Genomic DNA, 22,140 nt, shown 5'->3' on the forward strand with positions numbered 1-22,140 from the left:
AACATTTAATTGATTTAAAGTATTGATAATAAAATAAATTGCTTCTCCATCAATATTTTCTTTAAGCAAACCCTCTTTAAGCATCAGTCCCAAATTATTTTTTGCTTGTCTCCAATGAGTATCTGCACCTTTGTATATAATATGCCTTAAATCATTTAATCTACCTGGTGTTTTAGGTTTTGAATTTTTTGTCCAAAACTCTCTACTCTGTCCACCTTTCCAGTTTTTAGTTGTGAAACCTAAAATTTCAACTTTAACTGAGCATCTTTCTAGAGTTCTAGACAAGATATCCGCACATATAGCTGCAATAGTAATTGGTCTTCCTCTCATAGATCCAGAATTATCTATTAATAAAGTTACTACTGTATCTTTAAAATCTAAGTCCTTTTCTTTTTTGAAAGATAAAGAATTATAAGGGTCCATTATAATTCTTGGAAGTTTAGAGCTATCTAATAATCCTTCTTCTAAATCAAATTCCCAAGCCCTATTTTGTTTTGCAAGCAATTGTCTTTGAAGTTTATTTGCTAATTTTGTTATAACATCTTGGAAACCAATTAGCTGTTGATCTAAACTTTTTCTTAGTTTAGTTGCTTCATCAGCATTTTCTAAATTCTCAGCTTTTACTATTTCATCATACTGTGTAGTAAAAATTTTATAATCAAGATTTATATTATCTATATTTTTTTTTACAATTTGTTCAGAACTTTGTTCATCAGATTCAACTTCGTCGAGCTGTTCATCTAAGTTAAATTCATCAATGCTATAATCAGCGTCTAGAGAGGCTTGGGTTTCCTGGTCATTGTTATCATCTTTGCTATCATCTTTATCATTGTTTTGATCATCATTTGAAGGATTTTCTTGCCCCTGATCCTGATTTTCTTGCTCTTTTTCGTTATCTTCATCACTTTGAAAAATATCCATTTCTTCCAATATTTGAGAAAACTTTGAAGAGTAAGTATTTTGATCCTCTAGATTATTCATCAAAAATTCCTTATGTTTTTCAATAGAATTTTCAAAATCTTTTTCCCAAAAATTTAACATCCTAGAAGTTAGAGCATTTAACTTTATTTTATGAAAGTTTTTGAGCATATATAATTCAAAAGCTTCCGCCACAGGTACATCCTCTTTTGTTTTTAATTGATCTTTTCTTTTGCGATTAATTATTTGTGAATAGTTTTCATGAAAGTTTTTTTCAATACCTTTAAGCATTTTACCACCCAAGGCCTCATATCTAATTTTTTCGGCAATATTATAAAGTGATCTAGATGAATTGTTGCTAGGTAAGTTTTTTTTATAAATTAATTCACTAGAAAATTTTTTTTTAAGGGCGCTTGAGTCGGTCTCTGCACGTAGTCTTATAAAGTCACTTGGATTAGTAAGATTGTCGATTTCTAATGAAATAATATCTTTAGCTTTTTTTTCTTCAAAGTTTTTTTTATTTAAATCAAAATCATCAGAAATTACTTTAGCTGTTGAATTTAAAGCAATTCTGAATTTTTCTTTTAAGTTTGATTCTTTAGAGCTCATTTAAATTTGAATATTAACCAAAGACTCTGGCAATTCTTCTCCAAAACATCTTTGATAATATTCTGCGATAGTATTTTTCTCAATATCGTCGCATTTATTTAGAAAAGTTACTCTAAAAGCGTAACCAGTGTCTTTAAAAATTTCAGAATTTTCAGCCCAATGCAATACAGTTCTAGGACTCATTACCGTTGAAATATCTCCTGCTATAAATCCTTTACGTGTAAGGGACGCAACTTTTATCATATTGGCAACTTTTTCTTTACCTTTTGCATTATTTAGATTTTTATTTTTAGACAACACAATATCCATTTCTCTATCCAGGCTAAGATAATTTAATGTTGTAACGATATTCCATCTGTCCATCTGACCTTGGTTAATTTGCTGTGTACCATGATAAAGACCTGTCGTATCGCCCAGTCCCACAGTATTTGAAGTAGCAAATAATCTAAAAAATTTATTTTGTTTAATTACTTTGTTTTTATCTAGTAATGTAAAATTACCCTCAGCCTCTAAAACTCTTTGAATTACAAACATTACATCAGGTCTACCTGCATCATATTCATCAAAAACAAGTGCAACTGGATTTTGTATAGACCATGGTAAAATTCCCTCGTTAAATTGTGTTACTTGTTTACCATCTTTAAGAACGATCGCATCTTTTCCAATCAAATCAATTCTACTTACATGACTATCTAAATTTACCCGGATACAGGGCCAATTTAATCTTGCAGCTATTTGCTCAATGTGAGTAGATTTTCCAGTGCCATGATATCCTTGAACTAAAACTCTCTTATTAAACGCAAATCCTGAAATAATGGCTAAAGTAGTATCTCTATCGAACTTGTAGTTTTTATCAATTTCAGGAACGTATTCATTTTTTTTTGAAAATGCGTCAACTTCCATTTCTGAGTCAATTCCAAAAGTTTGTTTTAATGAAACTTTAATATCTGGTTCAGTGTTAAGATTTGGTGTCAATTTTTTCTCTATAGGTATTTTTTAATTGGGTGTAAGCCAGTGTTATAAGTTTAAGTTTTTCCTCGTATTTTTTATTTCCAGAATTCATATCAGGGTGAAATTTTTTCACAAGTAATTTGAATTTATCTTGTATTTTCTCCCAATTTAAACCCACAGAAACCCCCAATATTCCAAAAGCTTTTATATCTTTATGATCAAATTTAAATTGACGCATATGATTATATTCTCCATTTATTTTTTCTTTATCTAACTCATCTCTCAAAGTTGTATTCCATAACACTTTGAAAAAATTATCTGAAGAGCTAAAGCTTTGTGTGGGTTTGTGCCAAGTCATGTCAGATTTTAAAAAATCCATTACTTGGTCATCATTCATTCCTGAAAAATAGTTCCAATTTTTATTAAATTCTTTTACATGCTCAAGGCAAAGCATTCTAAATTTTCTGCTATTATCTTTTTCAACTGGCGCCTTATATTCACCTATTTCATTGCAATTATTCCAGTCACAAATATTTTTCATGATATATAATAACATATATGGATATAAATGAGTTAATTACAATTGTAAAAAATAAATTATTAAATCAAATCAATATTGAAAGTATAAATGTTGAAGATAAATCTTTTCTTCATAAAAATCACAAAGGAAATCAAGAGGGAAAATATCATTTAAAATTAATTATTGTTTCTGAAGAGCTAAAAAAAATGAATAAAATTGAAAGTAATAAAAAAATTTACAAGATTTTGGATCAAGAATTAAAAGATTTTATTCACTCAATCCAAATTTTAATTAGTTAAAAAATTTTTCAGAAATAAATTTAACTTTTTTTTGGAGTATTGTTTGTTGAAAATTGGCTTACCAATTTCTTTTAACAAAACTAAGTTAATTTTTTTAGAATTATTTTTTTTATCTTTGATCATAAAAGATAAAATCTTATTTAAATCTTTTATAGAAAAATATTTCTTTATAGATGAAGGTAGACCAGAATTATCAATATGATTTACAATTAAATTATATTCATTTTTATTTAGCATGTTTTCCTTAAAACTAAAACTCAGTGCTGTTTTCATTCCAAGTATCACTGCTTCACCATGATTTAGTTTATGGCTGTATCCTAAGCCTGCCTCATAAGCATGGGCAAATGTATGGCCAAAATTTAATACTTTTCTTAGTGCTGTTTCTTTTTCATCTTTTTCGACTATCTTTTTTTTAATTTTACAACTTTCATAGATAGCTTTTTCAATAAATGGAGATGAAAGACTTAATATCTTTTTAAGATTTTTATTTAAGAAAATAAAAAATTTTTTATTTTCAATTAATGAATGCTTCAATATTTCTCCATATCCACAAATTATCTCTCTTTTTGATAAAGATTTAAGAAATTGAATATCTGAGAGAACTAATGATGGTTGATAAAAACTTCCTATTAAATTTTTACCATACTTAGAATTAACCCCAGTTTTTCCTCCTATTGATGAATCAACTTGAGCTAAAAGAGTTGTTGGAATATTTGCAAACTTTAGGCCCCTTTTGAAAAGACTAGCCGCAAAACCACTTACATCACCTGTAATTCCTCCTCCTAAAGAAATTAAAACATCATTTCTTGAAAAGTTTTTATTTAATAAAAATCCTAGAATTTTATTAACGCTATTAATATTTTTATTTTTTTCACTAGCATTAAAAAATAACACAAAAATACTTTTATTTTTAAAAGACCTTTTAATATTTGAGACAAATTTTTTTGGAACATTTTTATCAACAACAAGTAAACATTTATCAAAACCAATTGAATTTGATTTAAAAATTTTTGATATGCTTGAGGTTAAATTTGATCCAATAATTATTGGATATTTTTCGGTTTTAGTTACTATATTTAATCTAGTTTGTTTCATAAATTTTTACAATTTCATTTACTATTTCACTTTTAGAAAGATTATCACACTTTATCTCATATAAAGCTTTAGAATAAATGTTAGAGCGTTTCTTAATTAAATCAATTAACTCAGCATCGGTTGCATTAATCGCTAATGGTCTTTTTTTACTGTTTTTAATTCTATTTAACAATGTTTTATCATCCCAATTTAGCCAAAAAGATAAATGATTTTTTAAAATTTCTTTTCTAATATTGATATTTGTAAAAGCCCCCCCACCAAGTGAAATCACAGTAGAGCTTAATTTAAGTTTTTTTAAAGTTGTTTGTTCTTCAATTTTTCTAAAATAATTCTCACCCTTATCTTCAAAGATTTTTTTTATTGTAATGTTTGAATTTTTTTCAATTTCTTTATCGATATCGACAAAATTTAATTTTAATTTTTTAGCTACTAAAGATCCAATAGAGCTCTTGCCAGAACCCATCATCCCCAAAAAAACTAGATTTTCTTTTGATTTCATAAGTTTCTTTATTGAAAAAACATAAATATGTCTTAATTTGAAATTATCTAAAAGTATATGCAATTCATTAAAAACACAAGTTCAGGCAAAGCAAGTATCATAGGACTTGTGATTAAATCTATAATCGGATTAGGGGTTATTTTAGGTATTATTTTTTTTCTAAGTACAATTGATTTTCCTGCACCTAAAAAAGAAATTGAAAAAATTATTCCAAATGAAAATTTTAAAATTGTTAAATAAGAAACTTCTTTTAATTAAATTAGTTTGTCTTATTTTTTTTACACCCGTGTTTGCAGAGGAGAAACCGATTGATATTTGGAATATAGAAAAGAAAGATAATCAAGTAATTTCAGAAACAAATATTTCAAGTGAAAATTCTAGTGGCACTACTCAGAATAGTGTTTACGAACTACAAACAAACAAACAAACAGATACTATAAAACTAGATAAAGAATTTTCATCAAAAGAAATTAAAATTGTTGGACTATATGATCCTAGTGAATACGGTTTGAGTATGGATATGTGGTCAAATTCTGATGGAACTAAATTAAAAAATTTATTTCAGAATATTAATAAGTTTAATCTTTCAGAGGATGCATCTGATATAATGCACATATCTTTATTAACCAACGCTTATTCTCCAACTCAAAATATTACTGAGCAAGAATTTATGAGCTTTAAATCTGATTGGTTAATAAAAGATGCAAACTTAGAATTAATAGAAGAATATTTAATTAAAAATCAAATAATAAATTTGCATCCAAATTTAACAAAATATTTGGTAGATACTTATTTATCAGAATCAAACGTAAAAAAATCATGTGAGATTTTTTCTAAAAATTCTGAACCCATTCAAGATGAATATCTATCAAAATTTAATTTATATTGTTTAATTAATTATGGAAAAAATGAAGAAGCACAACTAATCTTAGATTTAAAAAAAGAGTTAGGTTTTGAAGATAGTTATTACGAAAACAAAATAAATTATTTATTTGGATATTTAGATGAGGCAGATAAAGAAATATCAATAAATTCAATTTTAGATTTTCATTTAGCTCATAGAACTAACCCCGAGTTTTCTTATGAACCAAGTGACAATACACCTAAAATAGTTTGGAAATATCTTTCAGCTGCTAATTTACTTTTTAAAATTCAAGATATAGAGATTACTGATGTAGAAAAAATTTCTACAATAGAAAAAGCTGTTAATGATAAAAATTATTCTGAGGAGGAGTTATTCGAATTTTATAAAAAATTCCAATTTAATATTAATCAATTTTTGAATGCAAAAGAGGCATATAAATCTTTATCTTCAATCGAGGGACGCGCTCTTTTATATCAAAGAACTCTTTTAACTGAAGAACCAAAAATCAAATTAGAATTTATAAAGATATTAAAAGATCTATTTATATCTGATGATATTGGTGATGCTTTTGATTTGGAATTAAAAAAATTTTTAAGTGAAATTAATGTTGAGGATGTGCCATCAAATTTTACAACATTTTATAATAGCAATCTAAACAAGAAAGAGACGGCAGATAAAAAGATTAAATATAATAGTAAAATTTTACATCAATCAAAACTTATAAATTATTTTAATGGGGATTATGCAAAATCTAAAATTGAAGAGGATCTAGATAAATTTTTAAAGAAAATTAAAAAAGATAAAAAATATTTTTTATCAAAAAAAGATATAATTTTTCTAGAGGCACTTAAATCTGATGGAGTTAAAATTTCAAAAAAATATGATAGTCTATATGAGGTGAAGCAATCAGAAATGCCTGCTGATATTCAAACAATGATAGACAATAATGAGATAGGTGCTGCATTGTTGAGAATAATTGAGGTAATTGGACCTGACAAAATTGAAAATATTGACGAAGATACAGTTTATTTTATTATCAATACTTTAAATCAATTAAATGTTGATTTAATTAGAAATAAACTATTGCTAAAAGTTCTTCCTTTAAAAGTATAAAAATTATAATAAAATCAAGTTATGGCTATCAGAACTATAATAACAGAACCTAATAAATTACTTAGACAAATTTCTAAACCAGTTGATCGTGTTGGTAAAGAAGAACAAAAATTAATGGATGATATGCTAGAGACAATGTATGACGCAAACGGAATTGGTCTCGCGGCGATACAAGTTGGTGTACCAAAGAGAATTATTGTAATGGATATAAGTAAAGATGAGAGTAAAAAAGAGCCAAGATATTTCGTAAATCCGGTTATCAAAAATAAAGATCCAGAAAAAGCAACTTATGAAGAAGGATGTCTCTCTGTGCCAAATCAGTTTGCAGAAATAGATAGACCTAGTAAGTGTGAAGTAGAATATCTTGATTACGATGGAGAAAAGAAATTGCTAAAGGCTGATGGTCTTCTGGCAACATGTATTCAGCACGAGATGGACCATTTAGAGGGAATCCTATTTATTGATTATCTTTCAAAATTAAAAAGGTCAATGATAATTAAAAAATTATCAAAATTAAAATCCACTTCTGTAGAAGCTTAATCAATGCTAAAAAAAATAGTTTTTATGGGTACTCCCATGTTCGCTGTTCCAATTTTAAAATCACTTTATCAAAATGGATATCCTATTTCTTGTGTTTATACACAACCACCTCAAAAATCTAAAAGAGGTCAAAAAATTAACAAGTCACCAATTCAATTAATTTCAGAGACTTTAAATATAGAATTTAGAACACCAAATTCATTAAAAGAAAATTTAAATGAATTAGAATATTTTAAATCTTTAGAGGCAGATTTGGCAATAGTTGTTGCTTATGGTCAAATTATACCAAAGTCATATTTAAATTTAACTAAAAAAGGATTTATTAATATACATGCATCTATTCTTCCAAAGTGGAGAGGCGCTGCCCCTATTCAAAGATCAATTATGAATTTAGATAAAGAGACAGGAATTAGTATTATGAAAATAGGGGAGGAACTAGATACAGGACCGGTATGTAATGTTTATAAAATTAATATAGAAAATAATTTAAATGCTGAAGATATTAATGAAAAGCTATCAAGTTTGGCTGCAGAGAAAATTTTAGATAATATAGATGATATATATGAGGATAAAGCAAACTTTATAGAACAAGATCACTCATCAGCAACATACGCGTCAAAAATTCAAAAAATAGAGGGGCAAATTAATTGGAAAGAGGATGCTAAAATTATAATTGGTAAAATAAATGGACTATATCCAGTTCCGGGAGCTTATTTCATGTTTAACGGTGAGAGATATAAAATATTAAAAGCAGAAATTGGACAAGCGCAAGGAAAACCAGGCGAGGTTTTATCTGACTATTTAGAAATTTCGTGTGGAGACAAAAAATCAATAAAAATTAAAGAAATACAAAGACAAGGAAAAAAGCCTCAAAGTATTGGAGAATTTGTTTTAGGAACACAAATTAAAAAAGGTTCATTTATATAATGAATAGATATCAAATACTTATTGAGTATGTGGGAACAAATTTTAGAGGATGGCAAATTCAAAAAAAGGGCCCAACAATTCAAGGATTAATTCAAGAAAAATTATCAAAATTATTAAAAGAAAAAATTGTTTTACATGGTCAAGGAAGAACTGATGCAGGGGTTCATGCATTTGAGCAATCTGCACATTTTGATTGCAAAAATAAAATAACCGATAAAATTAAATTTTTAAAATCCATTAATCATTTTTTGAACTTAAAAGAGATTGCAATTAAAAATATTAAAAAAAGAAATAATAAATTTCATGCGAGATTTTCAGCAAAACAAAGAATTTATAAATACTTTATTTTTAATCAAATAAGCCAACCAATAATTGAAAAAAATAGAGCATGGCATGTTCGTAGGCCTTTAAATTTAGAATTAATGAAAAAGGGTGCAAAAAAGTTATTAGGAACTAATGATTATTCAACTTTTAGATCTTCAAGCTGTCACGCTAAAAGCCCAATTAAAACCATTAAATCAATTAAAATTAAATCATCAAAAAACAAAATTGAATTTCAATTTAGTTCTCAATCATTTCTACAACACCAGGTTAGATCTATGGTTGGTTGTTTAAAATACTTGGGAGAAACTAAATGGGATTTGAAAACTTTTGAAAAAAGATTTAAGTCAAAAAAAAGAACACTGTGTGCACCTCCAGCACCACCAAGTGGTTTATTTTTATTTAGAGTTCTTTATTAATTTATTTTTATTGCTCATAGCAAACTTTTTATTTATTCGCCATCTAGACTCAGCTCTTACAATATACCCACAACAGTTTTTTGATTTACATTTACAAGGAAATTGTTTGTAATTTTCATCATAACCAAATCCATAATCACAGGTAAACTCCTCACCTTTTTTAATATCTTTGATTGCTTTGACCCAAATTTTCAATCCCTTTCCATCGTAATCACAATTATTATCACAAGAATGATTAATTAAACCTGCGGTATTCCATGGAAAATCTCCATCTAGATCGTATCTTTTATTTATTGTGAATAAATATATTGGTTTACTATTATCGTACTTATCAGAGTCTTGTGTTTGTTTTTTAGTTATAAGTTTTCCAACATAGTCTATTATTTTTGTTCCCTCTTTAATGTCACGAGTTGCATAAAGCCCTCTTCCTTTATTATCAATGCCAGATTTTTTTATTTTATATAACTTCATGAAATTTTTATTTAGAGTTTTCTTAAGAATTATCAATTAAATTCTAAAAGAGCATCAACGTGTCTTTTAGTGCTGTCTCGAAGTGCATTTAGGTCATAACCGCCCTCTAAAATTGAAACAACTTTTCCACTACAAAACTTTTTAGAAGTCTCTAATACTCTTTTAGTAATAGTAAAATAATCCTCTGTTTTTAAATTAAATTGAGCGAGAGGGTCATCTTCATGGGCATCAAAACCAGCGCTAATTAATATAAATTCTGGTTTAAACTCTTCTAATTTTTTCACCACACGGTCAAATACGTTTAAATATTCTTCTGAACTTATGCCAGCTGGCAAAGGTATATTAAAGATATTGTTAAATTTACCTCTTTCTTGTTCTGAACCAGTTCCTGGGTAGTAAGGATATTGGTGTGTTGATATAAAAAGAACATTTTCATTTTCATAAAAAATATCCTGTGTTCCATTTCCATGATGTACATCAAAATCTATTATTGCAACTTTCTTATATTTATATTTTTTTAACAAATAATTTGCACCAATACTTACTGAATTTAAAATGCAAAAACCAGCAGCCTTATTTTGTGAGCTATGATGTCCAGGAGGTCGAACACCACAAAATGCATTTCTAAATTCTTTTTTTTCTACTCCATCAATTGCAGTAATTATTGATCCAACTGCATCGAAAGTTGCATCTTTGCTTCCAGGTGAAATGATCGTATCACCATCAAGTGAAGAAAATCCTTTGTTTGGAAAAGAACTTTTTACTAAATTTAAATAATTACTTTCATGTGTGGTTAATAGAATATCATCTGAAACTTTAGATGGTTTCTTCCATATAAGATTTTTATTATTAAGTTTTTTAAAATTTTCTATTATGACTGATACTCTTGCTATTTGCTCTGGATGCCCAGGACCTGTATCATGATTTTGAGATGTATCTGATGTAATTAAACCAGTTTTCACTTAAAGTAGTTATCTAAGATTTTAGTATAAATTAAAGTTAATTTTTTTAAATCAGATAAGGACACACATTCGCCTACCTTATGCATAGTTTTTCCCACTAATCCAAATTCTAAACATGGAGCTATTTTTCTTATAAATCTTGCATCTGATGTACCACCAGTTGTAGATAGATGTGGTTTAATTTTAGTAATTTTCTTAATTATATTTTGTATCATAAATGTGGTTCTGTTAGGCTTAGTTAAAAAGGCCTCACCAGAAACACTATATTCAATTTTATATTTTGATTTATTTTTATTACAAATTTGTTTTATTATTTTATTAATTTTGTTTTTTAATTTGTAAGATGTGTGTTTGTTATTAAATCTAATATTAAAGGATGCACTAGCTAATCCTGGAATTACATTATCAGCTGAATTATCAATATTAATTTTTGTTATTTCTAAATTTGTAGGTTGAAAATCTTTTGTTCCTTTATCAAATTTAATTTCTTTCAACTCTTTTAGTATTTGGACTAAAGATGTAGATGGATTGTTTGCTCTGTTAGGGTAAGCTACATGACCTTGAATACCAATGATAGACAATTTTCCATTCATACTACCTCTACGACCGATTTTAATCATTTCTCCTAATTTATTTGGATTAGTAGGTTCTCCAACTAAACAAAAATCTATTTTTTCTTTTCTTTTTCTCAAATACTCAACAACTTTTTTTGTCCCATTAATTGCAATTCCTTCTTCGTCTCCAGTAATTAGAAGGCTGATGGAGCCACCGAATTTTTTGTTTACCTCAGAAAAGTTACTTACCGCAGCAACAAATGCAGCTATTGAACTTTTCATGTCATTTGCACCTCTACCAATTAAGTATCCTTTCTTAACTGCAGGTTTAAAGGGATTAACAGTCCAATCATTTAAATTACCAGGTGGTACTACATCCAAATGGCCTGCATAACAAAAATTTGGACTTGTGGTACCAAGTCTTGCATAAAGATTTTTTACAGGATAACTATTTTTATCTTTGAACTCGAGTATTTTAGTTTTAAAGCCAAGTTTTTTTAATTTTTTTTCTAAAAATTTAATTACACCAGCATCAGTTTTTGTAACAGATGGAAACCTAATTAGCTCTTTAGCTAATTGTAATTCATTTATTATTGGCATGTTTAATCTCTTAAAAGATCGTTAACTGATGTTTTTGATCTTGTTTTTTCATCAACTTGTTTAATTATTACCGCGCAATACAAAGATGGCGCTTGTGTATTGTTTTTATCTGGCAAGGATCCTGGAACTACCACTGAATAAGGTGGGATTTTTCCATAAGTTATTTCACCAGTTTTTCTATTAACAATTTTTGTTGATTGTCCAATATACATTCCCATACTCAGAACAGAGCCTTCTCCAACTATTACACCTTCTACTACTTCTGACATTGCTCCTAAGAAAACATTGTCTTCAATAATTGTAGGTAATGCTTGAGCAGGTTCTAATACACCTCCAACTCCAGTACCAGCTGAGATATGACAATTTTTTCCAATCTGACAACAACTTCCTGCACGACTAAATGTATCCATCATTGTTCCTTCATCAATATATGCACCAATATTTACATAACAGGGCATTAAAACTGCATTCTTTCCAACAAACGATCCTTTTCTTACAGGTGAATTAGGCACCATTCTAAAACCAGCTTTTTCATGATCTTCTTTTGTCCATCCTGCTGTTTTTCCTTTAAGTAAATGAGCTTTGTCATACCAGCTACTGTATGGACCATTTAAATTTTCCATTGGGTACATTCTAAAGCTTAACATGATAGCTTTTTTTAGATGTTGATGAGTAACCCATTCACCATTGATCTTTTCAGCTACTCTTGCTTTTCCACTGTCTAAATCATCAATAATTTGATTAACAGCATCCTTTAAAGATTTATCTGAATTTTGGCCTACTTGGTCTTTATTTTCCCAAGCTTCATTTATAATTTTTTCTATACTCATAATTTTATGAGTTTTTTAATAACCTTATTTCTTTTAAAAATAAAGAAAGATTTTCTATTTTGTAATCAATGTATTCTTGTTCAGACTCTTTTTTGCCCCAGTATTCATCATTGATTAACCAAACTGTTTTTGCTCCTCTTTCTTTTCCAATAGATAAGTTTTTTGCAATATCTTCAATGTAAAGTGTCTCAGTTGGATTAATTTGAAATTTTTTTACCATTAGATCAAATGCTTTTGCCTCAGGTTTTGGACTGTATTCTGCATCAACAATATCAAATACTCCATCAAATTGATCTTCAATTCCTAAGTGAGTAGTGATATTTTTAACATGTTCTTTACTACCGTTTGTAAACACAAATTTGTTCAGATTAATATTTTCTAGCTCATTCCTTAAAGCAGTATCTTTTTCTAAAAAATCTAAATTAATATCATGCACGTAGTCTAAAAATTCTCTTGGAGGTATATCGTGATGTATCATCAAACCATTAAGACTAGTGTTATATTTATGAAAATAATTTGTTTGTAATTCTTTTGCTTCTTTTAAATCTACATTTAATTTATTCGAAATATATTGAGTCATTTTTTTACTTACTTGACCAAATACTCCTTCAAGATCACTATAGAGTACCCCATCACAATCAAATAATATGTTTTTGATATTCTTTAATTCTTTCATTGTCTTATTAGGGTCCCAGATCCCTTGTCAGAGAATATTTCCCATAAACACGAATGTGGCTTTGTGCCATTGATTATACCTACTGCAGTTACACCATTATTCACGGCGTCTAAGCATGCGTTTATTTTAGGTATCATGCCTTCTGTAATAGTTTCATCTTTAATCATTTTCATAATCTCAGATGAAGAAATTTCCTCTATTAATTTCTTATTTTTATCTAAAACACCATCAACATTCGTCATCAATAAAAGTCTTCTTGATTTTAAAGATTTTGCTATTGCCATTGCCGCAGTATCTCCATTAATATTATATGTTTGATTTTCTTTACCCAATCCCAATGGTGAAATTATAGGAATTTTATTTTGATTAATTATATTTAATATTTGTTCATTATTAATCTCATTTGGTATTCCTACAAATCCTAGCTCTTCTGCTTCAGGTATAGTTTTTATAACATTATTATTTTTCGTGTGAATAGAGATTGCCTCTGTCTCTTTGTCTTTTAAAGAATTAACAATGTCATCATTAAAATCAATCAAAACAGACTCAACAATATCAATTATATGTTTATCAGTTACTCTTAGTCCTCTTATAAATTTTGATTGAATATTTGATTTTTCTAGTTCTCTTTTAATTCTAGGTCCACCACCATGAATTACTACAGTTGCAAGGCCTAATTTATTTAAAATACTTAGATCAGTTATAAAATTATTAAATACGTTTCTATCAATTAAAACGTTTCCACCGTATTTAATTACTATTAAATCATTTTTATATTTTTCAATATATTTAGTTACTTCATTAATTGGTGGCCCATCTTTAGGTAATATCTTTTCAAGGTCCATTTATTTTTTTTTAATTAGGTTGCAGTTTTAACTGTTGTACGTTTCATTATTACAACCTGCTGAGCCATTGTTAAAATGTTATTAACTGTCCAATAAATTACTAGTCCACTTGGGAATGGTGCAAGAATTACTGTTAAAAATAAAGGGAAGAACATAAATATTTTTGCTTGCATTGGATCTGTTGGAGCGGGATTTAACTTTTGTTGCACCCACATTGATACCCCCATAGCAACTGGCCATGCTCCAATTACAAGGAAAGAAGGTACGTCATAAGGAAACAATCCAAATAAATTAAATATAGAAGTAGGATCCTTAGCACTTAAATCTTGGATCCAACCATAAAAAGGCATATGACGCATTTCTATCGTTACAAATAAAACTTTATACAAAGCAAAAAATACTGGTATTTGAATCAGAATTGGCAAACATCCAGACATGGGATTTACTTTTTCCTTCTTGTAAAGAGCCATCATTGCTTGTTGCAATTTCATCTTGTCATCTTTGTGTACTTCCTTAAGTCTTGCCATCTCAGGCTGTAGAGCTTTCATCTTAGCCATGCTTCTAAATGAAAAATTAGCAAGTGGAAAAAATGCTACACGAATACAAACGGTTACAGCAATAATTGCTAATCCATAATTACCAAATATTTTAAAGAAATATTCTAAAGCAGTGAACAAAGGTCGAGTCAAAAAGTACAGAAAGCCCCAGTCAATTGTTAAATCAAATTTATCAATTTTTAATGATTCTGCGTACCCATCAATTACATCAACTCTTTTTGCAGCTACTATTACTTGTAAGTTTTCTTCTATAGAAGAATTCCCATTTAACTCTAATGGTTCTGTTGTAACAAAGTTTATTCTGTACTTATTTTTGTAATCCATCGTAGTTTTAAATTCTTTTTCTCTTGGTGGAATTAGAGTTGATATGTAATATTTATCTCCAAGACCTAACCATCCTTTTTGGGCAGTTCTTGAGAATTTTTTCTCTTCTATATCGTCATAATCTTCCTCAATTAATTCTTCGTCTAATGTAGCGATAGGACCTTCATGAAGAATGTAAAAATCGGTTAAACCTTCTGGGATTTGATTTCTTATAATTTGTCCATAAGAATAGAAGTCATAGTTTTTATCAGTAGAATTTATAACTCTTTGTTTTATTGTGAATAAAAACTTATCATCTAATTTAATTTCTTTTTCAAAAGTGATGCCTTGATCATTAGTCCAACTTAGTTTTATAGGAGATTGATCAGTTAATTTATTATTTCCAGAAACTGACCAAATTGAATCTGCATTTGGAATATCGATATTTTTATCAGGAGTGATAAAACCACTCTCAATTATATACCCTTCTTCAGAGCTTCGTGGTGAAAGAAATTTTACTTTTTCATCGCTTTCCAAACTAATATTATATTCTTTGAAAGTTAGATCGTCTATTGCGGCACCCTTTAATGAAATAGATCCAAAAATACTTTTGTTCTCAAATTGAATTCTTTCACTTTGTTGTAACGCTTCTTCCCGTGAAATTTTAGTTACATTTTCTTTTTGATCAAGACTAGGTGCATCTGAATTCTGTTCAGTCTTAGTTTTCTCAGTTAATTCCTCTTTGGTTACTGGAGGTGGTGCAAAAAATAGCGAGTATAATATAATTACAGCAGCTGATAAACTTATGGCAGCAATTATATTTCGCGTTTCCATTATTAATTATCCTTTATTTCTTTTTTAACTGGATCAAACCCTTCACCACCCCCTAAAAATTTTATTGGATGGCAGGATAAAATTCTTTTTAAACTCTTTAATAGACCTTTTAAAAAACCGTATTCTTTTAAAGCATCAATGCTGTATTCAGAACATGTTGGTAAATATCTACAAGAATGACCTAATAATGGACTAATCAAATATCTATAGGCTTTAATAAATTTAATTAAAATTAAAGTAAATATATTCATTATTTTATTTTTGCAAAATCCTGAAAAAGAGTTTCTTTTATAATTTTGTATTCATTATTTAGCATAGAAGACTTGGCTATAACAAGAAATGAATAATCAAAGTTTATCTCTACTTTTTTAACAGCTTCATTCATAATATTTCTTAATCTTCTTTTAATTTTATTTCTCTTTACTGCATTACCAATTTTTTTTTTAGTCACAAAACTGATATTTAGTCTTTTTTTATCTTTGTTTAATAATTTTCCAAAAAAAATACTTACATACTTATTTGTAATCTTTTTTTGTTTAAGTAAATTTTTAAATTCTTCGTTTTTTGAAAGAGCAAGTATTTTGCTTTTCATTATTTTATACAGAAACAGTTAGTGATTTTCTTCCTCTTGCTCTTCTTCTAGCCAAAAGCTTTTTACCACCTTTAGTTTTCATTTTTGAACGAAAGCCGTGTTTTCGAGCTCTTTTTTTATTTGAGGGTTGATAAGTTCTTTTCATAATTAGATTTGATATAGTTTTTTATAATTTTGGACCTTTATATTATTAATAATTAAAATAGCAAATAGAAGATTAAGCATTAAAATAAGAAGAATCATGGAAAATACAAAAAAAATTAAATTATTTATTGGCTTATCTTATTTATTAATTGTTTGCTTATTTTTGTATTTCTTTTTTTCAAAATTTAGCTTTGAAGAAATTACATCTTATGATTTTATAAAAAATAATCAGATTTATTTATTGGAACTTAAAGAGTCAAACTTATTCTTACTGTCTATAATTTTTTTAATTTCTACTATTCTTTGGGTTTTTCCTTTCCTAGGATTTGGCACTCCAGTTGGTTTAATTGGAGGTTTTATTTTTGGAAAATGGATAGGAATAATCTTAGTTGTTTTGGGTTTAACAATTGGGTCAACTTTTTTATATATTTTTGGTAATTATTTTTTAAAAGACTTTATTAAGAACACATTTCTTAAAAAATTTCAAAATCTTGAAAGTAAATTCAAAAAATCAGAATTTATATACTTATTACTTTATAGATTTGTAGGTGGAATTCCATGGCAAATCCAATGTCTACTACCGATACTGTTTAATGTTAAAATTAAAAACTATTTTTTTGCTACATTAATTGGAATTGTACCAGGAATTTTTATACCTGTTTCAATTGGGAGTGGATTAGAAAAAATAATAGATCAAAATGAGGTAGTGCCTAGCTTAAAGGATATTATTTTTTCTCCAGAGATATACTTACCATTATTGGCATTTTTTCTATTAGTTCTCCTAACAATCATTTTAAAAAATTTTTTTTTTAAAGATTAGTGGTGCTCCCACCCTGTACTGACCAGGGAACTAGTCATTACCAATGACTTGTTATACCATTTAACTACAGGAGCTTAGAGACAAATTGTATTTTATTGATAATAAAGCATTTTTTTCAAATTATTGCCTTAATTTTTTGATCAATATGATTTATATCTATTTTAGGAAAATGTTATGGGAATTCATTACGATTATAAATCAACAAAAGGCAATAAGCTTATGGAAAAGCAGGCTAAAAGAGAAAAAAAGCTTGCTGAAAAAAAAGCTAAACGTTTAGCTAAAGAAGGTCCAAAAAAAAAAGAAGAAAACAAATCACCTATATTGGATCCTAACAAACCAATTTCTTTAGATTTCCTGACTAACCCAAATAAAGAATGAGTTCAAAAGAAAAAAATGAGCGTTTAAGCTTAGCGCTTAGAAAAAATTTGAAGAAAAGAAAACTTTTCCAAAAAAAAAATAAAAAGAAAAATAAATAATGTCAATTCAACCTGATTCCTGGATTAAAAAAATGTGCAAAGAGCACAATATGATAGAGCCATTTTTGGATCATCAAGTTTCTGAAGGAAAAATTTCTTATGGATTAAGTAGCATGGGATATGATGTAAGAATCTCGGATGAATATAGAATTTTTACTAATGTTAATAGTTCTTTGGTTGATCCAAAGAATTTTTCTGATGATAACTTTATAGAACGAAAAGGACCACACTGTATTATACCACCAAATTCATTCGTTCTAGCCAAAACTGTAGAATATTTTAGAATACCAAAAGACGTATTATGTATTTGTGTTGGAAAAAGCACTTATGCAAGGACAGGAATTATTTGTAATGTTACTCCAATTGAAAATGAATTTGAGGGCAATATTGTAATTGAGCTAAGTAATACAACACCTAACCCTGCAAAAATTTATTCTAACGAGGGAATAGCACAATTTTTATTTTTCAAATCAGATACTCAGCCAGAAACAACTTATAAATCAAAGAACGGTAAATATCAGGGTCAAACCACAATTCAAGTTGCTAAGATTAAAAAGTAATTTATGGATAAATTTCTGATTAATGGCCCTTGTAAAATCAAGGGCAATGTTTCAATTTCAGGTTCGAAGAATGCATCTCTACCTATATTAGCTGCAACACTATTATTTGATAAACCTGTAGTTATCAAAAATTTACCAAGAGTAAGAGACATTAATACAATGTTTAATTTATTAAAGTCTCTTGGTTCTAAAATAATTTTATCAAGAGATAAAAAAACAGCAAAAATTATAAATAAAAGAAATATGAAAACCTTTGCTAGTTATTCTTTAGTCAAAACAATGCGTGGTTCTATTTTAGTTTTAGGTCCACTTGTTTCAAAATACCATAAATCTAAAATTTCTTTACCCGGAGGGTGTTTAATTGGTGCTAGACCAGTTAATTATCATTTAACAGCATTAAAAAAACTTGGTATGAAATATGAACTAAAAGATGGATATATTTTAGCAAAATCAAAAGGAAAACTTAGTGGAACAACTATAAATTTTCCAAAGATAAGTGTAGGGGCAACTGAAAATTCTATAATAGCAGCATGTTTAGCAAAAGGAAAAACAGTTTTAAAAAATTGTGCAATAGAACCTGAGATTAAAGATCTTACAAATTTTTTAAATAAAGCTGGAGCGAAAATAAAATGGACAGGAAAAGTTTGTAAAATCATAGGTGTAAATTCTTTAAATGAAACTGAATATTCTGTAATGGCTGATAGAATAGAAGCTGGCACATTTTGTGTAGCCGCAACACTTGCAAAAGGTAACTTACAAATAAAAAATTTAAATCCTAAAATTATTGGCACAGAAATAAATTTATTAAAAAAAGTTGGTGCTAAAATTAAAACTAGTGAAAATAAAATTTTAATTAAAGGACCTGAAAAAATAAAATCAATAAAAAGTATTAAAACTAAAGAGTTTCCAGGCATTCCTACAGACCTTCAAGCACAATTGATGGTTTTAATGTGTAAGGCAGATGGCAAAAGCTTAATAACCGAAAGTATTTTTGAAAATAGATTTATGCATGTTGCAGAATTGCAAAGACTAGGAGCAAAAATAAATATTAAAAATAATACTGCCACAATAGAAGGGAATACTAAATTCATTGGTGCCGAATTAATGTCTAGTGATTTAAGAGCTTCTGTTGCTTTGGTTCTAGCAGCTATAGTTTCTAATGGTAAATCATATATTAACAGAATTTATCATTTAGACAGAGGTTATGAAAAAATAGAAAATAAATTAAAAAAAATAGGTGTTAAAATTAAAAGATTAAAATAGTGAATAAATATTTAGCAAAAATAATAGCAAGCGACCAAGAAGGGTTACAAATGATTTCAGCTTGTAGTTCAGGAGCTAAGGTTAAAATTGCAGATATAAAATATCTCGCATCTAATAAAGTTTTTTTATTATCAATTAAAAGAACCAAGGTTGAAAGTGATCAGGAAGATAAAAAAATCAATAGTATTTGTAGGTTTGATTTTGTTGATAAAGTAAGATCAAAGAACATTGATCAATCAAATCAAGAAACAGTTTTAGAACTAATAGGTATAGATTATTTGAAAAATAACGATGTTTATGAAATAAATCTTATTTTTAATAACAATGCTCATATTGCTTTAACTACAGAAACTATCGAAGCAAGATTAGAGGATCAAAGTGAAATTAAATAGTGATGAAGATACTAAATAGTAAAAATAAAAATTTTGATAAATTATTAGAGAATTTGCTTTTACAGAGAAAACAAAAAATTCAATCAAACTCTGTTTCTGTAACAAATATAATTAAAGATGTTAAAAAAAATGGAGATAAAGCATTATTAAAATATGAGAAAAGATTTAATCAAAACAAAGTAATTATTCCAAGCTTAAAACAAATAAAAAAATCTATAAATTCACTTGATAAAAAAGTAAAGAAAGCAATCGATATAGCTTATAATAGAATTTATAAATTTCATTCACTTCAAAAATTTAAAAATATTTCTTATACAGATAAATTGAAAAACAAACTTGATTATAAATATGTGCCTTTAGAGTCTGTTGCAATTTATGTTCCTGGTTCTACTGCTTCATATCCATCGAGTGTGTTGATGAATGCTATTCCAGCAATTGTAGCAGGTGTTAAGAGAATAGTTATGATTAATCCAGGCCATAAAGGAAAACAAAATCCAGCCGTATTATACGCCGCAAAAAAATGCAAAATAAAAGAAATTTATTCTATAGGTGGCCCTTCTGCTATTGCAGCAGTATCTTATGGGACTAAAAAAATTAAAAAAGTTCATAAAATAGTTGGTCCAGGAAACGCATATGTTGCAGCAGCAAAAAAAGAAGTTTTTGGTGTTGTTGGGATTGAAGGTATGACTGCAGGTCCTTCAGAAGTAACTGTAGTTTGTGACAAATTTTCAAATCCTGAGTGGGTTGCAAGTGATTTAATTGGACAAGCTGAACATGATAGTCTTGCACAATGTATTTTGATTTCAAAAGATAAAAATTTGATAGATAAAGTAAAAATCGAAATTACTAAACAATTAAAAGAAATTCCAAGAGCTTCTGTTGCAAGAAGAAGTTTAATTAATAATGGAATTCTTATGTATATTTCTTCAGATGCTAAAATAATAAATGTTGTAAATAAAATTGCACCAGAACATTTAGAATTAAATATTAAAAATTATAAATCGTTAGTTCCAAAAATAAAAAATTCAGGATCAATATGTTTAGGAAAATATGCAGTGATGGCAATGACTGATTATAATGTTGGATCAAACCATGTGTTGCCAACAAATGGTTCTGCAAAATACTCAAGCGGTATAAGTGTAAATGAATTTTATAAAAGGATTTCATACATAAACTTATCAAAAAAGGGTATTGAAAGTCTTGGACCATCAGTTATAACACTTGCAAATTACGAAGGGTTGATTGGACACGCTCAATCTGTAGTAAAACGAATAAGGAGAAAATAAATTTGTCCAAACAAGACTTACTGGAATTTAAAGGTACAGTGACAGACCTACTTCCTAACGCTATGTTTCGAGTAAAATTAGAAAATGGACATACCGTTACTGCGCATACAGCTGGTAAGCTAAGAAAAAACAGAATTAGAGTTCTCCAAGGTGATAATGTGACAGTTGAAATGACACCTTACGATCTTACTAAAGGAAGAATTATCTTTAGGGGATAAATAAGGCTGAGTAGCTCAGGAGTAGAGCAGAGCCCTGAAAAGGCTTGTGTCGGAGGTGCGAATCCTTCCTCAGCCACCATCACAAAGTTTGATCTTGAAATAATCGTAAAAGAAATTAATTTTAATAGAATATAAATAACAAAAGGACTAAGAAATAAGATGAGTACACTACAAGGAAAAATTAAATGGTATAATGGTAAAAAGGGATATGGCTTCATTGAAAGAGATGATAAAGAAAAAGATGCCTTTGTTCACGCTTCAGCGGTAAAAGCTGCTGGTATGAGATATCTCAATGAAGGTGATAAACTTGAATTCACATTAGAAGATGGTCCCAAAGGTCCTTCTGCAGTTAATTTAAAAAAAATAGACTAATTCAGAAATTATTTAAAAGGGCGTTTTATCTGTCAAATAGATAAACGTCCTTTTTCTAATTAGATCTTGAATATTAATTTTTTTTGTCTAAAAGACTGCTCATGAATATAAATTTTGCATATAGAAAGACTTTTAGAAGTACTCACAGAAACTGTTTCCATAGCCAGTAGGCTATTTATTTATATTATAATTTTAAATTCACATAAAATAAGATAAAAACAAATAGGACAAGCCCGGGTGGTGTAATGGTTAGCACGGAAGTTTGTGGAACTTTAAGTTTGAGTTCGACTCTCAGCCCGGGTACCAAAA

29 protein-coding genes and 2 tRNA genes are annotated in these 22,140 nt (G+C 28.1%); 16 read left to right on the forward strand and 15 right to left on the reverse strand.

Annotated elements, in window-relative coordinates; all coding sequences use genetic code 11:
- The 3 genes from AMO08_RS02445 to AMO08_RS02455 all read right to left on the reverse strand — a co-directional run.
- On the reverse strand, positions 1–1,527 hold a 1,527-nt coding region (locus AMO08_RS02445; RefSeq protein WP_075484809.1), incomplete at its 3' end, for a cobaltochelatase CobT-related protein.
- On the reverse strand, positions 1,528–2,502 hold the full coding sequence (gene cobS / locus AMO08_RS02450) for a cobaltochelatase subunit CobS (protein WP_075484811.1): 975 nt from the start codon (positions 2,500–2,502) through the stop codon (positions 1,528–1,530).
- Positions 2,486–3,019 carry a J domain-containing protein gene (locus AMO08_RS02455; protein ID WP_075484813.1) on the reverse strand — a complete coding sequence of 178 codons (534 nt, stop codon included), beginning with the start codon at positions 3,017–3,019 and terminating at the stop codon, positions 2,486–2,488. The genes cobS and AMO08_RS02455 overlap by 17 nt, the downstream gene beginning before the upstream one ends.
- 17 nt (positions 3,020–3,036) lie before the next feature.
- Here AMO08_RS02455 and AMO08_RS02460 point away from each other — a divergent pair, with 17 nt between their 5' ends.
- Complete coding sequence (locus AMO08_RS02460; protein ID WP_082255007.1) at positions 3,037–3,297, forward strand: BolA/IbaG family iron-sulfur metabolism protein; 261 nt, start codon at positions 3,037–3,039, stop codon at positions 3,295–3,297.
- On the opposite strand, the gene aroB is transcribed toward AMO08_RS02460, so the two are convergent.
- A complete protein-coding gene (aroB, locus tag AMO08_RS02465; protein WP_075484815.1) occupies positions 3,286–4,392 on the reverse strand; it encodes a 3-dehydroquinate synthase in 1,107 nt (368 codons plus the stop codon). The genes AMO08_RS02460 and aroB overlap by 12 nt on opposite strands.
- A complete protein-coding gene (locus AMO08_RS02470; RefSeq protein ID WP_075484817.1) occupies positions 4,379–4,891 on the reverse strand; it encodes a shikimate kinase in 513 nt (170 codons plus the stop codon). Before AMO08_RS02470 ends, aroB begins: the two co-directional genes overlap by 14 nt.
- Before the next feature lie 57 nt (positions 4,892–4,948).
- Here AMO08_RS02470 and AMO08_RS02475 point away from each other — a divergent pair, with 57 nt between their 5' ends.
- Genes AMO08_RS02475 through truA form a run of 5 tightly spaced genes read left to right on the forward strand, consistent with a single transcriptional unit; the run spans position 4,949 to position 9,076 of the window.
- Complete coding sequence (locus tag AMO08_RS02475; RefSeq protein ID WP_072091133.1) at positions 4,949–5,131, forward strand: hypothetical protein; 183 nt, start codon at positions 4,949–4,951, stop codon at positions 5,129–5,131.
- On the forward strand, positions 5,106–6,869 hold the full coding sequence (locus AMO08_RS02480) for a hypothetical protein (protein WP_075484819.1): 1,764 nt from the start codon (positions 5,106–5,108) through the stop codon (positions 6,867–6,869). Before AMO08_RS02475 ends, AMO08_RS02480 begins: the two co-directional genes overlap by 26 nt.
- 21 nt (positions 6,870–6,890) lie before the next feature.
- The gene (gene def / locus AMO08_RS02485) at positions 6,891–7,409 is read left to right on the forward strand and encodes a peptide deformylase (RefSeq protein WP_075484821.1); all 519 of its coding nucleotides are present in this window, start codon (positions 6,891–6,893) and stop codon (positions 7,407–7,409) included.
- 3 nt (positions 7,410–7,412) lie between these two features.
- Complete coding sequence (gene fmt, locus AMO08_RS02490) at positions 7,413–8,336, forward strand: methionyl-tRNA formyltransferase (protein ID WP_075484823.1); 924 nt, start codon at positions 7,413–7,415, stop codon at positions 8,334–8,336.
- On the forward strand, positions 8,336–9,076 hold the full coding sequence (truA, locus tag AMO08_RS02495) for a tRNA pseudouridine(38-40) synthase TruA (RefSeq protein ID WP_075484825.1): 741 nt from the start codon (positions 8,336–8,338) through the stop codon (positions 9,074–9,076). Before fmt ends, truA begins: the two co-directional genes overlap by 1 nt.
- On the opposite strand, the gene AMO08_RS02500 is transcribed toward truA, so the two are convergent.
- The 10 genes from AMO08_RS02500 to rpmH are packed head-to-tail and all read right to left on the reverse strand — an operon-like array spanning position 9,056 to position 16,445.
- Positions 9,056–9,547, reverse strand: coding sequence for an SET domain-containing protein (locus tag AMO08_RS02500; protein ID WP_023854413.1), 492 nt, complete (start codon positions 9,545–9,547; stop codon positions 9,056–9,058). The genes truA and AMO08_RS02500 overlap by 21 nt on opposite strands.
- A 32-nt stretch (positions 9,548–9,579) precedes the next feature.
- On the reverse strand, positions 9,580–10,509 hold the full coding sequence (locus tag AMO08_RS02505; protein ID WP_075484827.1) for a histone deacetylase family protein: 930 nt from the start codon (positions 10,507–10,509) through the stop codon (positions 9,580–9,582).
- A complete protein-coding gene (gene dapE / locus AMO08_RS02510; RefSeq protein ID WP_075484829.1) occupies positions 10,506–11,663 on the reverse strand; it encodes a succinyl-diaminopimelate desuccinylase in 1,158 nt (385 codons plus the stop codon). The genes AMO08_RS02505 and dapE overlap by 4 nt, the downstream gene beginning before the upstream one ends.
- Positions 11,664–11,665: 2 nt before the next feature.
- Complete coding sequence (gene dapD, locus AMO08_RS02515; protein WP_075484831.1) at positions 11,666–12,493, reverse strand: 2,3,4,5-tetrahydropyridine-2,6-dicarboxylate N-succinyltransferase; 828 nt, start codon at positions 12,491–12,493, stop codon at positions 11,666–11,668.
- A 4-nt stretch (positions 12,494–12,497) separates the two neighbouring features.
- The gene (locus AMO08_RS02520) at positions 12,498–13,169 is read right to left on the reverse strand and encodes a pyrimidine 5'-nucleotidase (RefSeq protein WP_075484833.1); all 672 of its coding nucleotides are present in this window, start codon (positions 13,167–13,169) and stop codon (positions 12,498–12,500) included.
- Positions 13,166–14,014: an acetylglutamate kinase gene (argB, locus tag AMO08_RS02525; protein WP_075484835.1), complete on the reverse strand. Its 849-nt coding sequence runs from the start codon at positions 14,012–14,014 to the stop codon at positions 13,166–13,168. Before argB ends, AMO08_RS02520 begins: the two co-directional genes overlap by 4 nt.
- A gap of 14 nt (positions 14,015–14,028) precedes the next feature.
- Complete coding sequence (gene yidC / locus AMO08_RS02530) at positions 14,029–15,708, reverse strand: membrane protein insertase YidC (protein ID WP_075484837.1); 1,680 nt, start codon at positions 15,706–15,708, stop codon at positions 14,029–14,031.
- Positions 15,709–15,710: 2 nt separating this feature from the next.
- On the reverse strand, positions 15,711–15,959 hold the full coding sequence (gene yidD / locus AMO08_RS02535) for a membrane protein insertion efficiency factor YidD (RefSeq protein WP_102134038.1): 249 nt from the start codon (positions 15,957–15,959) through the stop codon (positions 15,711–15,713).
- Positions 15,959–16,300 (reverse strand): ribonuclease P protein component, encoded by a 342-nt coding sequence (rnpA, locus tag AMO08_RS02540; RefSeq protein ID WP_075484842.1) that lies wholly within the window; start codon positions 16,298–16,300, stop codon positions 15,959–15,961. The genes yidD and rnpA overlap by 1 nt, the downstream gene beginning before the upstream one ends.
- Before the next feature lie 4 nt (positions 16,301–16,304).
- Positions 16,305–16,445 (reverse strand): 50S ribosomal protein L34, encoded by a 141-nt coding sequence (rpmH, locus tag AMO08_RS02545; RefSeq protein WP_023854404.1) that lies wholly within the window; start codon positions 16,443–16,445, stop codon positions 16,305–16,307.
- A gap of 96 nt (positions 16,446–16,541) precedes the next feature.
- On the opposite strand from rpmH, the gene AMO08_RS02550 reads away from it, so the two are divergent.
- From AMO08_RS02550 to AMO08_RS02600, 10 genes are all read left to right on the forward strand, one after another.
- On the forward strand, positions 16,542–17,264 hold the full coding sequence (locus AMO08_RS02550) for a TVP38/TMEM64 family protein (RefSeq protein WP_075484844.1): 723 nt from the start codon (positions 16,542–16,544) through the stop codon (positions 17,262–17,264).
- Between the two features lie 174 nt (positions 17,265–17,438).
- On the forward strand, positions 17,439–17,642 hold the full coding sequence (locus AMO08_RS02560; RefSeq protein WP_075484846.1) for a hypothetical protein: 204 nt from the start codon (positions 17,439–17,441) through the stop codon (positions 17,640–17,642).
- A gap of 97 nt (positions 17,643–17,739) precedes the next feature.
- Positions 17,740–18,300 (forward strand): dCTP deaminase, encoded by a 561-nt coding sequence (dcd, locus tag AMO08_RS02565; protein WP_023854401.1) that lies wholly within the window; start codon positions 17,740–17,742, stop codon positions 18,298–18,300.
- Between the two features lie 3 nt (positions 18,301–18,303).
- Positions 18,304–19,563 carry a UDP-N-acetylglucosamine 1-carboxyvinyltransferase gene (murA, locus tag AMO08_RS02570; RefSeq protein WP_075484848.1) on the forward strand — a complete coding sequence of 420 codons (1,260 nt, stop codon included), beginning with the start codon at positions 18,304–18,306 and terminating at the stop codon, positions 19,561–19,563.
- A complete protein-coding gene (locus tag AMO08_RS02575; RefSeq protein ID WP_256997645.1) occupies positions 19,563–19,955 on the forward strand; it encodes a DUF2948 family protein in 393 nt (130 codons plus the stop codon). The genes murA and AMO08_RS02575 overlap by 1 nt, the downstream gene beginning before the upstream one ends.
- Positions 19,955–21,241, forward strand: a complete 1,287-nt coding sequence (hisD, locus tag AMO08_RS02580) for a histidinol dehydrogenase (RefSeq protein ID WP_082255008.1) — start codon at positions 19,955–19,957, stop codon at positions 21,239–21,241. The genes AMO08_RS02575 and hisD overlap by 1 nt, the downstream gene beginning before the upstream one ends.
- Before the next feature lie 2 nt (positions 21,242–21,243).
- Positions 21,244–21,459, forward strand: coding sequence for a translation initiation factor IF-1 (infA, locus tag AMO08_RS02585; protein ID WP_075484854.1), 216 nt, complete (start codon positions 21,244–21,246; stop codon positions 21,457–21,459).
- Positions 21,460–21,463: 4 nt separating this feature from the next.
- Positions 21,464–21,538, forward strand: a tRNA-Phe gene (locus AMO08_RS02590).
- An 80-nt stretch (positions 21,539–21,618) separates the two neighbouring features.
- Positions 21,619–21,831 (forward strand): cold-shock protein, encoded by a 213-nt coding sequence (locus tag AMO08_RS02595; RefSeq protein WP_023854396.1) that lies wholly within the window; start codon positions 21,619–21,621, stop codon positions 21,829–21,831.
- Positions 21,832–22,062: 231 nt separating this feature from the next.
- Positions 22,063–22,137: transfer RNA gene (locus AMO08_RS02600), tRNA-His, on the forward strand.
- The last annotated feature ends 3 nt before the right edge of the window (positions 22,138–22,140 follow it).

Origin of the sequence: Candidatus Pelagibacter communis, assembly GCF_001180205.1 — a bacterium.
GTDB classification, from domain to species: Bacteria; Pseudomonadota; Alphaproteobacteria; order Pelagibacterales; family Pelagibacteraceae; genus Pelagibacter; species Pelagibacter ubique_O.

Bases quoted from the DNA above. Each gene is read 5' to 3' on its own strand.
- rnpA (WP_075484842.1), bottom strand. From the start codon at position 16,300: ATGAAAAGCAAAATACTTGCTCTTTCAAAAAACGAAGAATTTAAAAAT.
- AMO08_RS02480 (WP_075484819.1), top strand. From the start codon at position 5,106: ATGAAAATTTTAAAATTGTTAAATAAGAAACTTCTTTTAATTAAATTA.
- truA (WP_075484825.1), top strand. From the start codon at position 8,336: ATGAATAGATATCAAATACTTATTGAGTATGTGGGAACAAATTTTAGA.
- AMO08_RS02475 (WP_072091133.1), top strand. From the start codon at position 4,949: ATGCAATTCATTAAAAACACAAGTTCAGGCAAAGCAAGTATCATAGGA.
- def (WP_075484821.1), top strand. From the start codon at position 6,891: ATGGCTATCAGAACTATAATAACAGAACCTAATAAATTACTTAGACAA.
- argB (WP_075484835.1), bottom strand. From the start codon at position 14,014: ATGGACCTTGAAAAGATATTACCTAAAGATGGGCCACCAATTAATGAA.
- fmt (WP_075484823.1), top strand. From the start codon at position 7,413: ATGCTAAAAAAAATAGTTTTTATGGGTACTCCCATGTTCGCTGTTCCA.
- AMO08_RS02550 (WP_075484844.1), top strand. From the start codon at position 16,542: ATGGAAAATACAAAAAAAATTAAATTATTTATTGGCTTATCTTATTTA.
- AMO08_RS02460 (WP_082255007.1), top strand. From the start codon at position 3,037: ATGGATATAAATGAGTTAATTACAATTGTAAAAAATAAATTATTAAAT.
- murA (WP_075484848.1), top strand. From the start codon at position 18,304: ATGGATAAATTTCTGATTAATGGCCCTTGTAAAATCAAGGGCAATGTT.
- AMO08_RS02560 (WP_075484846.1), top strand. From the start codon at position 17,439: ATGGGAATTCATTACGATTATAAATCAACAAAAGGCAATAAGCTTATG.
- dcd (WP_023854401.1), top strand. From the start codon at position 17,740: ATGTCAATTCAACCTGATTCCTGGATTAAAAAAATGTGCAAAGAGCAC.
- AMO08_RS02520 (WP_075484833.1), bottom strand. From the start codon at position 13,169: ATGAAAGAATTAAAGAATATCAAAAACATATTATTTGATTGTGATGGG.
- AMO08_RS02455 (WP_075484813.1), bottom strand. From the start codon at position 3,019: ATGAAAAATATTTGTGACTGGAATAATTGCAATGAAATAGGTGAATAT.
- rpmH (WP_023854404.1), bottom strand. From the start codon at position 16,445: ATGAAAAGAACTTATCAACCCTCAAATAAAAAAAGAGCTCGAAAACAC.
- yidC (WP_075484837.1), bottom strand. From the start codon at position 15,708: ATGGAAACGCGAAATATAATTGCTGCCATAAGTTTATCAGCTGCTGTA.
- dapE (WP_075484829.1), bottom strand. From the start codon at position 11,663: ATGCCAATAATAAATGAATTACAATTAGCTAAAGAGCTAATTAGGTTT.
- aroB (WP_075484815.1), bottom strand. From the start codon at position 4,392: ATGAAACAAACTAGATTAAATATAGTAACTAAAACCGAAAAATATCCA.
- AMO08_RS02500 (WP_023854413.1), bottom strand. From the start codon at position 9,547: ATGAAGTTATATAAAATAAAAAAATCTGGCATTGATAATAAAGGAAGA.
- AMO08_RS02595 (WP_023854396.1), top strand. From the start codon at position 21,619: ATGAGTACACTACAAGGAAAAATTAAATGGTATAATGGTAAAAAGGGA.
- yidD (WP_102134038.1), bottom strand. From the start codon at position 15,959: ATGAATATATTTACTTTAATTTTAATTAAATTTATTAAAGCCTATAGA.
- dapD (WP_075484831.1), bottom strand. From the start codon at position 12,493: ATGAGTATAGAAAAAATTATAAATGAAGCTTGGGAAAATAAAGACCAA.
- AMO08_RS02470 (WP_075484817.1), bottom strand. From the start codon at position 4,891: ATGAAATCAAAAGAAAATCTAGTTTTTTTGGGGATGATGGGTTCTGGC.